This is a genomic window from Bacillus sp. FSL K6-1338 (assembly GCF_038006965.1).
GTDB lineage: Bacteria > Bacillota > Bacilli > Bacillales > Bacillaceae_G > Bacillus_A > Bacillus_A thuringiensis_S.
Genome location: NZ_JBBOWI010000001.1, coordinates 347,219 through 358,570 on the forward strand (window position 1 = coordinate 347,219; position 11,352 = coordinate 358,570).

The window sequence follows — 11,352 nt, forward strand, 5'->3', positions numbered from 1 at the left end:
TATTATAGATACAATTTTTATCACTTTAAACCCTTTTTTGTAAAAATGATAAAAAATTTATAAAATCTGTTGACGATAAAAAATTTATCATTTATACTGAAGTCAACAAAGAAACGCGAGTTGAAATGGAAGGTGGTTAAATGAATAACATCTTGAGAAACGAAAGAAAAAAGATGAAATTCACACAAAGACAATTAGCTGAAAAGATTGGTATATCAACGGTTTACGTTCGAAAGATTGAAGGTGGATATATACCAAGACCAGATATAATGGTTAAGTATCAGGATGTATTTAACATAAGTGTTAAAGAATTGTTTCCTGATTATTTTTCGGCATTTAATGATAAAAAATTTATCATTTAAATAAAGGAGGAAAAAATGAATCAAATACATGATGTGCAACATCCAGTAAGTGAGTTTGTTTTTATGGAAGGAAATCAAGTGGTTACAGATAGTTTAACGATGGCTCAAATGTTTGGAAAAGAACATAAAAATGTAATACGAGATGTTGAGGTCCAGTTAGAAAAATTGAATGAAGCAAATGAAACCGAATGGGGGCAGCTCAACTTTGAGCACACCCAATACCAGCATTATCAAAATAAACAATGGTATCCAAAGTTCAATCTTACAGAAGATGCATTCGCGATTGTTGCAATGAGCTACATAACGCCAGAGGCAATGAAAATGAAAATTAAGTTTCTAAATGAATTCAAACGGATGAAAGAACATATCCAAAAAATTCAGCAACAACCAATTAGTATTGAAGATGCAGTGATACACAGCATGACAGAACTAAAACAACTTAAATTACGTCAGGATCAAGCTGAAGAAGAAATGAATAAAGTGAAACATCTTGTAGATAATGAGATTTGGCTTACTGAGCAAAACAAGGAAGCTGTGCAACGAAAAGTAAAACGTCGTGTATTTGAACTAAAAGAAGAAGGTTATGATAATGCATCGTATCAAGGGATCTATGGGGCGCTAAAAAGACATTTCGGTGTAGCTAAATACGATAAAATCCCACGAAAATATTATCAAAATGCTATGCGATTTATCGCAGGATGGTATCCATCTGAGCGGCCAAATGTTTTAGATGATTATATTTCTTAATAGATAAAATTAAAATTTTATAAAAAGAAAGGAAGATATAAAAAATGAAGAATGCAACAGTTCAAATAGCATTAGCAGTCACAAAGTTTTCAGCTCAAAAAGGATGGAGCGATGAAGAATTTTGGGAGGCGATCGAGTTACTTCGTTTCAATAAAGAAGATGCAAGACAGACAGCGATAGAAAAACTAGATGCTATCCCAGTTACTTACGATAGTACAAATGATTATCCAATTATGTTGAAAGTAGATCATGTAGCAGAAGTATTAGGAATTTCGCAAAGAAAGGCATACGACATTATGGATCAAAAAGGATTCCCGTTAGTGAAAATCGGGCGTAAGAAGGTGGTTCCAAGGGATGCATTCTTTAATTGGCTAGAAAAGGGGGTGTCAGCATGATGGAAGATACAACATCATTAGCAGTATTCGCAATGTTTATCGGGTGCAGTGCATCGTTACTTTACATTACTTACGAACCGATAAAACGATGGGCTTGGAGTGATGTAAAACAAAATAAAAAGACCCATGACAGTGGGTCCTCTAAGAAAAAACACTTGTTATAAGTATACCACAGAAAGTAGGGGAATAGTGCATGGATTTAAATGAATATCAAGTGCTATTACCTAATAAATTTTGGGACTTAGCAGAGAGCAAGGATGAATTAAAACAAATGATTGAACATTACTTCAAAGTTGGTTATCCGTATTATGAAATTCAACGAATTATTAAAAGCGGACCAGCATATGTGGCGGTTTGTACAAGGAGGTAAATGAATGGCTACTTTTCGAGTTAATAAAGATAAGAACTATACGACAATAAATAATACAGGTCTTAAAGATACAAGGTTAAGTTGGAAAGCGAAAGGAATTTTAGCATATATTCTTACACTTCCAGATGATTGGATTTTTTATATGGAAGAAGTAACAAAGCATTCTAAGGATGGGATAGCAAGTTTGAAAGCTGGAATGAAGGAATTAAAGGAATGTGGTTATGTTAAGCGGTTCCCGATTAAAGGAGAAAACGGAAAGATTAGTAAATGGGAAACGATTATATACGAAGTACCACAAGTCGAAAAACCACTAGTAGAAAATCAACTAGTGGAAAAACCACCGGTGGAGAATCTACCAGTAGAAAATCAACCGCTACTAAGTACTAAAGAACTAAGTACTAATAAACAAAATACTAATATACAAAGTAGTAGTAGCATCTTCTCTTTCTACGAAAATAATTTCGGTATTTTAAATTCATTCATAGCTGAAAGTATTTCACAATGGGTAAACGATACAAGCGAAGAACTTGTACAAGCAGCTATGGAGCGTGCTTTGAAACAACAGAAGAAATGGAATTATGCTGAGGGCATTTTAAAACAGTGGGTTAATAAAAACATTCGTACTTTAGCTGATGTTAATGCAGCAGAAATAGAGTTTAAGAACAAAGGTAAAAAAGGAGCGAATAGAAATGGCAACACCAATGAAAAAACTGGCGGAATCCCTGGAATCGAAGGTGACTTACCATTCTGATCAATGTATGAATCACTCATATGAAATAGGTGGACAAAAAATTATTAAGCCAGTTCAAATGATTGAATATAAAGGGCAAGTTGTTTGCCCTAGATGTGTAGTTGAACAAAACAACAAAGTTTTGGAAGAACAAGCTAATGCTCATTATAAGAAGATTAGCCGTTTACAGAAATTTAACATGTTGGAAAAGGCAAGCGTTATTACAAATAAGAAAATTCCTCTTTCGAGATTATCTGATTACAGAATCGATTGTGATGAAACGATTAGTCACAAGAAGGCTGTAGAAGAGACTTTGGAGGATTTAAAGAACGGGGAAATTAGAAAAGTTGTATTTACGGGAAATCAAGGGACGGCAAAAAGTTTCCTAGCATACAGCATGCTTCATGAATTAAATCAATATTTCTGGGATATCAGTCAGGAGGAAGAAAACTATCATCTTATGAAAAGTTGTTTATATGTGGAATTAGAAGCAATAACAAGGATGATTATGGATTCTTTCGATGATAAGAGTAGTAAATATACACTTCAATATTTCGTTCAATTGATTGGCCGAGCTGATTTTGTAGTATTGGATGATCTTGGGGCGGAAAGTGGTTCGACAGATTCCAATAGACAAGCTTCAGATTTCATCCAACGTCTTTTATATGCAGTATCAAACGCTAGACAAGGAATGAGTACATTTACCACTACAAACTTTACTGGAAAACAACTTTTTAATAAATATGATGCTAAAACCGTTAGTCGCTTATTAGGTGATTCAAAGGTTTTGAAATTCACAACAGCTGACCAAAGACTTGCAAATTTAGGTTTCTAATAAGGAGGAATAAAAAATGAAAAAAATCCAATTAACTGATGGAATGCCAACAAGTATTAAAAGAGAAGAGCTTAAAAGAAGTACAGAAAATTTATTGATGAAAATTAAAGAAGAATGCTTAAAAAGTGAGTTGAGTTATGTGGAGGTAAATAAGGCCCTTCATCTAGCTGATGAAGAGCTTTACAAAAGTGTAATTCATAATTCTTGCAAAAAGCCTTAAATTAGCTCGAATTTGTCTTCTTCTAATTCTTTTTTATACGCATCATATTGTTCTTGATTAGCACCTACAACATAGGCGGTGTTGTAGTATGTTTGCTCATTGTAGAGATCAATTACCTTGGTGCCAACATGCAGTAAGGTCCAACCTTTTTCTAAATAATTGTTGGCTCTTGAGTTAGCGGAATCATCATCAAACTCTAAAGTAAATACAATATCTTTCATTAAACTTCCCTCCCTTCAAGGGAGATTATACCAAAATAGTAGGTTTGAGTGGAAAAAGAATCTATTAAGGAGGAATAGGCATGTGTGTATTATGTCGTGATAAAGGAATTATTCGTAAAGAAATTTATTCAGGTGTAACTCTAACGGAAGGTTGTAACTGTGAAGTAGCAAAGCAACAGCAAGAAGAAAATGATAAGCGTTGGAAAGCATACTTAATTAAATTTGAGTTAATGAAACAAGAGTTACAACGTAAACAGCAACAAAAAGTTAGCTAACAAAAAAAAGGGGGATTTCAGTCGTATGAAGCCTACGAAAGTTGAAATCGATGTTAATGATAATAAAATTTACGTGGTCAAAAATGGTGAAGTTACTCCGCTGAATCCTCCAGCAACAGGATTTGGTGAACAAATCATTACGTGGCAAAGTGGGAAGGTTGATCGCGTATCAACTACGTATACGGAAAAAATCAAATAACTGGAGATGCGATTATGAAGCAATTATCGATTGATGATGTAATAGGGAGTTTTTGCTACAACGCCATAAGCACCAGTGAAAAGTTTTTAAATCCAAGTTTTGAAGTGCATTTTTACGATAAAGAAGAACGACAAAAAATGGATTGTTTTGATGCTAAAACTGAAGTGGAAGCTTGGAATGCAGCGTTAGAAGAGCACGGCAAGTGTATTCAGAAGATTAGGATAACTCATTCAAATCGTACTAGGACAGAATTTTTGGCACTCGATTAGGAGGGAGTATGGTGGCGGCTTTAAATCGATGGTTAACCGATGAAGAATATGCAAGGGCTTTATCTAATGGAATTAGTAGGAAAACGTTACATTATCGTGTTTATGAAGCGGATTGGGATTTAGAAGAAGCATTAACAGCACCGCCAGGAAGCGTAAGACATAACAAGTTTGAGGGAGTGCACACGAAATGGCGTAGAATCGCTGAGGCGAATGGGATAAACGCAGCTACATTTTACAGTAGATTAAATAGCGGTTGGGGATATCAAGAGGCCTCTACGAAACCAGCTATAAAAAGAAAAGGTTTGGGAAAAGTGTGGTTAGAACGAGCTAAGCCCAATGGAATTGGCTATAGCACGTTTATGACAAGAGTAATCACTAGAAAATGGGATATAGAAAAGGCTGTATCAACACCAGTAATTAGAACTGGAAAAAATGCCTCAGTACGATTCGAGAAATCGATTGTGAGAAACTGAAGGAATTAGAAAAGGAGCTGGAGATAATGAAGGAAGTAATCAAGGAATATATAAATCAATTGCAACAATCAGCGATGGAAAACAGAAAGGAATCAGACAAAGCGTATGAAGCTGGAGATTTAGGTTTATCAGGTTACTATCGTGGTCAATGGATTGCGAATGAGGGAACAGCAATTGCATTAGAGACTATCTTAAATCAACATAGAGGGAAAAGTGTGGATTCAGATCTATTAAAGTAAGACCAAATTTGAATTTTGTATAGAAATGGGTGTGAAAGATGGAGCATTCAAAGGAAGATATTATAAAAGAAATTAACAAAGAGACAGAAAGACTATGTAGACGACAAAGTCAGTTGCTTTACGAAATGAACGAAAATCAGAACAAAATAAATGAAAACATACAATGGGTTAAAAAGTTAGAAACTGAATAAAAGGAGAGATAGTAATGGCTGAGATAGTTTTATATGAGATGAAATGCGTGGAGGGTGAATGCGGAAAAATTAGTTTGCAAGAAGTGAATAGCAATTATGAAAATCTATGTCCATATTGCGGCGAGACAACATTTTATGCACCAGGATTAATAGAACCTGTTTTAGTGTACACACCACGTTCGGAAAGAAACTAAACAAAAGTGTTATTTTGGAGAAAAGGAGCTGTGGAATATGAAGGATGTAAAAATTGAATACGTTGGGAATCAAACAATAATTACTGTAGATGGAGAGCAAATTGCAGTCGCTACTGATGGAAAGGAAAAGTTAGTAGCAGAGAACTTATTAGTAAGTTTAGATCAAGTTGGGGCTATTAACTTAACTATTGAGGTTTAATACAAAAGCGTTATTTTAATCAAAAGGAGAGTTGATTTATGGGAAAGAAGAAAAAGACGGAAAAGTTATGGGAAAAAGCAAAATATTGGTTCGGTGACGGAGAAGTAGATGTTGATTTAATGGTCAGAATGGATGTTATTACAAAAGAAAGAGTTATTGAAATGTATTTAGCTGAAAACAAAACAAAGTAGTTATTTGGCATAAAAGGGGAATGAAGATGAGTGGTTTCTATCCAAAGGCAAAAATAAAATTATCATTCGGTACTATGGGGGCGAATGTATATGATTTCGTTTCAACTGTTCAGGTTGAAAATAGAATAGATGATTTAAAGAGGTTGGAGTATAACTTGGAATCAGCATTAGAAATGGTTCGGAATGAAAAACAAGTTTTAGAAATGCATTTAAACAAAGAAAACTGAATAAAAACGCTATTTTATTAGAAAAGGAGAATTTGAAATGAAAGACACTTGGAATGAGCAAGAGCGTTTAGAGATTGAAGCGGAGCAAGAAATGATCGCACAAGTAGAAAGAGAAAACTGGATGGAAGCAAATAATATTAGCTATGAGTATTAATGTTCGGAATTTGATTTAAGTTTGCAGCTGCAGTTTACGGATAATGTTCGGTTTTTAATAAAAATTTCATTTTAAAGAAAAAAGAACAGTCAGCTTTTAATAGCTGCTCTGTTCTAAGTCTATCGGTTGCTGATTGGTTTGACGATTCATTTGTGCACTTAATTTTACCAGTAAATCACGATCTACAAGTAAAACATCATTAGCATCAGCTAATTTACGTGCTGGTGCTGTGAAATAATTATTAGTTACAACCCATGCATGGTTAGCATTATAGTATTTTTTTGCTGCAACGATTTCTTGAACAGCTTGGAGGCCAACTTTATTACTATAACGTTTTGCTTGCACAATGATTGTTTCGTTATTATCTTTTAGGATTAAATCAGCTCCAAAGTCACCAGATCCTTTTGTAACTTCTGTTTGGTATCCGAAGAATTCGTATAAGTAACTCAAGTATTCTTCAAATTGTCGTCCATTCATAAGATCAATCTCATAAATACTTGATTGGCGAAGTTCTTCTATATAAATTTTTTTAAGTTTCTCCTTTTTTATATAATCGAATATTAAATAAGAAATTAAAAATATAATATAAAGAAAAATTATTATGTATAAGAATTTTAACAATTATTACATCTCCTTATAGTTGTTAATTACATTATATAGAATTTCTTTATTTAAGGGGAATTAAATTTGAACAAAATAATCCTTTTAATAGAAAGTGAGGTTACAAGATGAAAAGTAAAGAGTGGTTTGGTCTTATAGCAATTGCTGCAATAATATTGTTTTCAATTGTTTTTGAAGTGATTAATTATACGCATGTAACAACAGTTAAAGGGGAAGTGATCGATAAATATACAAAGAGAAGTAACGATCACGATAAATTTTATATTGTTGTCAAACAAGATGATAGTTCAGAAAAGGTAATTGTAAATAAAGATAGTGTGTTTATGATGAAATTCGATTCAGCAGATGTTCAAGCGAAAGTTAACAATGGAGAGAAATATGAATTTAAATTACGCGGTTATAGGGTACCAGTGTTATCTATGTTTCCGAATGTAGATACGGTCGAAAATAGAAAGTGAGGTTAAGAGAAATGGCTAGTTTAAAGAAAAGAAAGATTAGAAAAGCAATTGCTCGTCGCACAAAAGAAGTGGAGAAGTATCAAGTTAATAAAGCTTGGAGAAACATTTTTGTACAAGCTGGTATTTTAAAGTGAACGCAAACAGAATACAGTCCGGCTAGAAAACTAGAGGACACCAATTCATTAAAACAGCAATTAAGGCTGTTTTACGAATAGGTGTCCTTTTTATTTTGAAAAGGGAGATGGGGAAATGAAGGTGTTAAAGGATCAGCTACGTGAATGGAAAAAAGCAATCAAAACAAGTAAAGAAGAAAAATAAGAAAAAACGAAAAGAAAAATTAAGTACTCGTGACATTGAAGATTTAATGGGGATGCATAGACCTTGTTACGAGCGTAGACGTGGAGCATTAAGACAAAAATAATAACAATGGAGGAATTTAATATGAATAAACAATTAACATTTAAAATGCCTGTTTTAGATGAAGAAGAGACAAAAAATGAAGTTGAAAAAGTATTTGAGGAGTATCGTATGTATTTATCTCAAATGCCAAGTGACATTTTACCTAAAGTAACCGCATCATATTCAATTGTTCCTCCATCTGTAACGAATGAATTCAACAGTTCTACAGAAAACATAGCAATTGAAAGGCTGCAATATGAAATGGCTAGAGATAAATTTATGAATTGGGTTCATAGGGCTGTTAACAGATTACCAAAAAGAGAAAGACAGATCATTCATATGTATTATATGGAAGAAGAGAAGGGATACGATCCAGACATTATGGATGAAGTGAGATTGGGTAGAACCACGTATTATAAGGTGAAAGGAAAAGCTTTATTACGTTTAGCTTTCAGTTTGCGAAAAGAAGTATTTAAACAAAAGGCGCAAAATGAAGAGGTAGAAGTAGTATGAACATTGTACAGCCGATTCGTGATAAAGAAATAATACAAGAAATAAAGGAATTCTATAAGAAGCAGAATGAGAGGAACTACATTCTGTTTCTTCTTGGTATTAATACAGGATTCAGGATATCGGACATCTTGCGTTTACGTGTTCGTGATGTGGAAGGTTGGAATATTGTAATACGCGAAAAGAAAACAAGAAAGATTAAAGATGTGAAGATGCCTTCAGAGCTGAAGAGAGCCATCAGAAATTATACTGAAGGAAAGCCAAAGAATGAATACCTGATTAAGAGTAGGAACGGAAAAAACAAACCGATTACTCGTGCAATGGCATATGTCATATTGAATCAAGCGGCAGAAGAGTTTGGGTTGGAACGTATCGGTACTCATTCACTTAGAAAGACATATGGGTATCACCATTACAAACAATTTAAAGATGTAGTTGCCTTGCAAAAGATGTTAAATCATACAGATCAGAAAGAAACATTGAGATACATTGGGATGGAGCAAGATACATTAAATGATTATCAAAGGAAGTTTAGAATCTAGCTCCTTTATTTTTTTATCACTTATTGAATTAGCGTTAAACTGAAAGTGTCAAATTCATTTTTATAAAATGAGAAAGAGATTGGTATATCTAAGGTTAAACGGAATAGGGGAATTTAACACAATCTAGTTTATAGCTAATTCATTTTTAAGAATAAAAGATCATAACTAATCAAAACTATGCGAAAAGAGGCTGAAAAACGATGAAAAAAAGTGCAGGAAGTATTGATGGGGTAAATTGCGGTTCGGTAATTTATGATGAAGTGGAGCAGAATTTACGAGAGATATTAGTAAGTGATGCGGAAGCAAGGCGAGAATTTTATTCTCCAATTATTAATGGTGCAGGAGATGATATTGAATTAATAGGAGGTATTGATTGGAGTTCTGGTAAAGATTGGTCGGTCATAGTAACAAACCCAAGATTGTTAACTGAGGAGAAAAAGAGAAGATGAAAAACGTGAACTATTCGCGGACTATTTGCGAACTATTTACGAACACGTTTTGGTTTTTAACATGATATATTTGTATTGTGAGAAGTGGCGGAAAACATAACTCACAATGTTCCTTTATAAACTATATGTTGTCTAAACGATTTCGTAATGATGGCACATAAAATCCGAAACCAGCAGATGGTAATGATTGAATGGTACCGTTATTAGGAAGAGCTTTTGCTCTTCTTCCAGTTACTTAATATTGTTCAATGAACAGCTATATAACTATATTAGGTGATTGGAAGAAGTGTAAAACTTCACGTACCAGATTCTAAATCTAAAACACTCCAAATGTATTCATAAATTAGATTAAGGAAATGGACGGGATAGAAAATGTTGAATCAAGTTTTTAATATGGATTGTTTAGAAGGTATGAAAATGATTGAGGATAAATCTATTGATATGATTCTTTGTGATTTACCTTACGGAACTACTGCTTGTAAATGGGATAGTATTATTCCTTTTGATTTATTGTGGCAGCAGTACGAAAGAATTATAAAAGATAATGGAGCTATCTTATTAACTGCAAGCCAGCCATTTACTACAAAGTTAATTTCATCAAATATGAAATTGTTCCGTTATGAATGGATTTGGAAGAAAGGGAATCATGTAACAGGGTTTCCAAACGCAAATAGAATGCCGCTAAAAAACCATGAAAATGTACTAGTATTTTACAAGAAGTTGCCTAAGTATTATCCGCAAGATTTAATCTTATTGGATAAACCAATATATCAAAAGGGTACATCGAAAAAACTAAAGATATTTGGTAAGGGAAACAATGAATCGTTGAGTAAAGTGCATGTTACAAAGTATACCAATTATCCTAAATCAGTTATTGATTTTCCGCGGGATAGCAAAACGTTTCATCCAACACAAAAGCCTGTAGCTTTATTTGAATACCTAATAAAGACTTATACAAAGGAAGGCGAAATAGTATTAGACAATTGTATGGGTAGTTTTACAACTGCCATAGCATGTATTAATACTAAACGCAATTACATTGGTTTTGAGATGGATGAAGAGTATTGGAAGTTAGGTAATGAAAGAGTTAATAAATATATTGGATCATTAAAGCACTCGTAAAGGGTGCTTTTTATTTTGGAGGAATGAAGGATGGAAAAACAAAATATTGTTTCAGCTCACATTGATATTGATACAACAGAAGCAAAAGCAAATGTTGAAGAACTTACATTAGCTATCAATGAATGTGTAAGTGCATTCGAGAAGTTAGAAAAGGTTATGAACAAGTATACAGGAGCGGTTGAAACTGTTGAATTATATTTGGATGGTGAAGCCATAGCTCGTACAACAGCCCAAGATAATGACTGAAAATAAAAGAAAACAACAACGAAAGTTCTACGATAAATACAAGCGGGATAAAGAAGCGAAGAAGTTCTATGACAGTACAGCTTGGCGGAGATGTAGAGAGCTAGCGCTGATACGAGATAACTACCGTTGCCAAGAGTGCATGAAGCATGATCCATTGATGCCAGTACCTGCTGATATGGTTCATCATATCAAAGAAAGAAGCGAATATCCTGAACTTGCATTAACATTAGATAACTTAATTAGTTTATGTAATGCATGTCATAATAAAGAACATCCTGAAAAGGGTGGAGGGAAAAAGAAAAATAAAAGAAAGATTCAGTTCGTAAAAGTAAAAGCGAACAAAGAATTCATATAGCCCCCCTCCTTTTATTATTCAGAGCCGTTTCCGCCCAGACCGGACGCCCCCTTCGTGGGTAGCGCAAGTGATTTTTCTAAAGGGGGGTAAACCCTGAAAATAAGAGCTCTTTATTTCCGAACAAGTACTTTTTATCCATAAAATGTAAGTGAGGTGATA

At 33.7% G+C, this 11,352-nt stretch carries 28 protein-coding genes; 26 read left to right on the forward strand and 2 right to left on the reverse strand.

All coding sequences use genetic code 11. The features are described 5' to 3' along the window. Positions 1–140: 140 nt before the first annotated feature. Genes NZ044_RS01900 through NZ044_RS01935 form a run of 8 tightly spaced genes read left to right on the forward strand, consistent with a single transcriptional unit; the run spans position 141 to position 3,659 of the window. The gene (locus tag NZ044_RS01900) at positions 141–362 is read left to right on the forward strand and encodes a helix-turn-helix domain-containing protein (protein ID WP_046945305.1); all 222 of its coding nucleotides are present in this window, start codon (positions 141–143) and stop codon (positions 360–362) included. 15 nt (positions 363–377) lie between these two features. Next, positions 378–1,109 (forward strand): Rha family transcriptional regulator, encoded by a 732-nt coding sequence (locus tag NZ044_RS01905; RefSeq protein ID WP_340949452.1) that lies wholly within the window; start codon positions 378–380, stop codon positions 1,107–1,109. A 44-nt stretch (positions 1,110–1,153) separates the two neighbouring features. Next, positions 1,154–1,504, forward strand: coding sequence for a helix-turn-helix domain-containing protein (locus NZ044_RS01910; protein WP_088065310.1), 351 nt, complete (start codon positions 1,154–1,156; stop codon positions 1,502–1,504). Continuing rightward, positions 1,501–1,668: a hypothetical protein gene (locus NZ044_RS01915; RefSeq protein WP_016097575.1), complete on the forward strand. Its 168-nt coding sequence runs from the start codon at positions 1,501–1,503 to the stop codon at positions 1,666–1,668. Before NZ044_RS01910 ends, NZ044_RS01915 begins: the two co-directional genes overlap by 4 nt. A gap of 29 nt (positions 1,669–1,697) precedes the next feature. Further along, positions 1,698–1,874 carry a hypothetical protein gene (locus tag NZ044_RS01920; RefSeq protein WP_086406898.1) on the forward strand — a complete coding sequence of 59 codons (177 nt, stop codon included), beginning with the start codon at positions 1,698–1,700 and terminating at the stop codon, positions 1,872–1,874. Between the two features lie 4 nt (positions 1,875–1,878). Then, positions 1,879–2,625: a DnaD domain-containing protein gene (locus NZ044_RS01925; RefSeq protein ID WP_340949454.1), complete on the forward strand. Its 747-nt coding sequence runs from the start codon at positions 1,879–1,881 to the stop codon at positions 2,623–2,625. After that, positions 2,564–3,439: an ATP-binding protein gene (locus NZ044_RS01930; RefSeq protein WP_340949457.1), complete on the forward strand. Its 876-nt coding sequence runs from the start codon at positions 2,564–2,566 to the stop codon at positions 3,437–3,439. The genes NZ044_RS01925 and NZ044_RS01930 overlap by 62 nt, the downstream gene beginning before the upstream one ends. A 16-nt stretch (positions 3,440–3,455) precedes the next feature. After that, on the forward strand, positions 3,456–3,659 hold the full coding sequence (locus NZ044_RS01935; RefSeq protein ID WP_016123365.1) for a hypothetical protein: 204 nt from the start codon (positions 3,456–3,458) through the stop codon (positions 3,657–3,659). Here NZ044_RS01935 and NZ044_RS01940 read toward each other — a convergent pair. Then, complete coding sequence (locus NZ044_RS01940; RefSeq protein ID WP_016123364.1) at positions 3,656–3,880, reverse strand: hypothetical protein; 225 nt, start codon at positions 3,878–3,880, stop codon at positions 3,656–3,658. The two genes, NZ044_RS01935 and NZ044_RS01940, sit on opposite strands and share 4 nt — an antisense overlap. Positions 3,881–3,960: 80 nt before the next feature. On the opposite strand from NZ044_RS01940, the gene NZ044_RS01945 reads away from it, so the two are divergent. The 9 genes from NZ044_RS01945 (at position 3,961) to NZ044_RS01985 (ending at position 6,337) form a co-directional block, all read left to right on the forward strand. Next, entirely contained in the window at positions 3,961–4,155 is a 195-nt protein-coding gene (locus NZ044_RS01945) for a hypothetical protein (protein ID WP_309459846.1), read from the forward strand. Between the two features lie 25 nt (positions 4,156–4,180). After that, complete coding sequence (locus NZ044_RS01950) at positions 4,181–4,354, forward strand: DUF3954 domain-containing protein (protein ID WP_000805170.1); 174 nt, start codon at positions 4,181–4,183, stop codon at positions 4,352–4,354. Between the two features lie 14 nt (positions 4,355–4,368). Further along, the gene (locus NZ044_RS01955; protein ID WP_000811696.1) at positions 4,369–4,623 is read left to right on the forward strand and encodes a hypothetical protein; all 255 of its coding nucleotides are present in this window, start codon (positions 4,369–4,371) and stop codon (positions 4,621–4,623) included. Between the two features lie 8 nt (positions 4,624–4,631). After that, on the forward strand, positions 4,632–5,096 hold the full coding sequence (locus tag NZ044_RS01960) for a nucleoside permease (protein ID WP_309459845.1): 465 nt from the start codon (positions 4,632–4,634) through the stop codon (positions 5,094–5,096). A gap of 26 nt (positions 5,097–5,122) precedes the next feature. Then, positions 5,123–5,335: a glyoxalase gene (locus NZ044_RS01965; protein WP_149290179.1), complete on the forward strand. Its 213-nt coding sequence runs from the start codon at positions 5,123–5,125 to the stop codon at positions 5,333–5,335. Between the two features lie 205 nt (positions 5,336–5,540). Then, positions 5,541–5,720, forward strand: a complete 180-nt coding sequence (locus NZ044_RS01970) for a hypothetical protein (protein ID WP_340949465.1) — start codon at positions 5,541–5,543, stop codon at positions 5,718–5,720. A 37-nt stretch (positions 5,721–5,757) separates the two neighbouring features. Continuing rightward, entirely contained in the window at positions 5,758–5,919 is a 162-nt protein-coding gene (locus NZ044_RS01975; protein ID WP_340949467.1) for a hypothetical protein, read from the forward strand. Between the two features lie 38 nt (positions 5,920–5,957). Next, the gene (locus tag NZ044_RS01980; RefSeq protein WP_340949468.1) at positions 5,958–6,110 is read left to right on the forward strand and encodes a hypothetical protein; all 153 of its coding nucleotides are present in this window, start codon (positions 5,958–5,960) and stop codon (positions 6,108–6,110) included. 26 nt (positions 6,111–6,136) lie between these two features. Then, positions 6,137–6,337, forward strand: a complete 201-nt coding sequence (locus NZ044_RS01985) for a hypothetical protein (protein ID WP_076872884.1) — start codon at positions 6,137–6,139, stop codon at positions 6,335–6,337. 250 nt (positions 6,338–6,587) lie between these two features. Here the strand turns inward: NZ044_RS01985 and NZ044_RS01990 are convergent, their stop codons facing one another. Further along, positions 6,588–6,968 (reverse strand): restriction endonuclease, encoded by a 381-nt coding sequence (locus tag NZ044_RS01990; protein WP_340949471.1) that lies wholly within the window; start codon positions 6,966–6,968, stop codon positions 6,588–6,590. Between the two features lie 251 nt (positions 6,969–7,219). Between NZ044_RS01990 and NZ044_RS01995 the strand changes: the two genes are divergently transcribed. The 9 genes from NZ044_RS01995 (at position 7,220) to NZ044_RS02035 (ending at position 11,193) form a co-directional block, all read left to right on the forward strand. After that, on the forward strand, positions 7,220–7,570 hold the full coding sequence (locus NZ044_RS01995) for a hypothetical protein (RefSeq protein WP_000836812.1): 351 nt from the start codon (positions 7,220–7,222) through the stop codon (positions 7,568–7,570). 11 nt (positions 7,571–7,581) lie between these two features. Then, on the forward strand, positions 7,582–7,704 hold the full coding sequence (locus tag NZ044_RS02000; protein WP_078187667.1) for a DUF3983 domain-containing protein: 123 nt from the start codon (positions 7,582–7,584) through the stop codon (positions 7,702–7,704). A 140-nt stretch (positions 7,705–7,844) separates the two neighbouring features. Beyond that, positions 7,845–7,991 carry a hypothetical protein gene (locus tag NZ044_RS02005; RefSeq protein WP_340950058.1) on the forward strand — a complete coding sequence of 49 codons (147 nt, stop codon included), beginning with the start codon at positions 7,845–7,847 and terminating at the stop codon, positions 7,989–7,991. 20 nt (positions 7,992–8,011) lie between these two features. After that, complete coding sequence (locus NZ044_RS02010) at positions 8,012–8,482, forward strand: ArpU family phage packaging/lysis transcriptional regulator (protein ID WP_086395682.1); 471 nt, start codon at positions 8,012–8,014, stop codon at positions 8,480–8,482. Then, on the forward strand, positions 8,479–9,021 hold the full coding sequence (locus NZ044_RS02015; RefSeq protein WP_001028518.1) for a tyrosine-type recombinase/integrase: 543 nt from the start codon (positions 8,479–8,481) through the stop codon (positions 9,019–9,021). Before NZ044_RS02010 ends, NZ044_RS02015 begins: the two co-directional genes overlap by 4 nt. 200 nt (positions 9,022–9,221) lie before the next feature. Continuing rightward, on the forward strand, positions 9,222–9,470 hold the full coding sequence (locus tag NZ044_RS02020; protein ID WP_335352950.1) for a hypothetical protein: 249 nt from the start codon (positions 9,222–9,224) through the stop codon (positions 9,468–9,470). 372 nt (positions 9,471–9,842) lie between these two features. Beyond that, positions 9,843–10,592 carry a DNA-methyltransferase gene (locus NZ044_RS02025; RefSeq protein WP_277498192.1) on the forward strand — a complete coding sequence of 250 codons (750 nt, stop codon included), beginning with the start codon at positions 9,843–9,845 and terminating at the stop codon, positions 10,590–10,592. 30 nt (positions 10,593–10,622) lie between these two features. Beyond that, positions 10,623–10,838 (forward strand): hypothetical protein, encoded by a 216-nt coding sequence (locus tag NZ044_RS02030; RefSeq protein WP_086400926.1) that lies wholly within the window; start codon positions 10,623–10,625, stop codon positions 10,836–10,838. Further along, positions 10,831–11,193: an HNH endonuclease gene (locus tag NZ044_RS02035; protein ID WP_086400927.1), complete on the forward strand. Its 363-nt coding sequence runs from the start codon at positions 10,831–10,833 to the stop codon at positions 11,191–11,193. Before NZ044_RS02030 ends, NZ044_RS02035 begins: the two co-directional genes overlap by 8 nt. Positions 11,194–11,352: the final 159 nt, after the last annotated feature.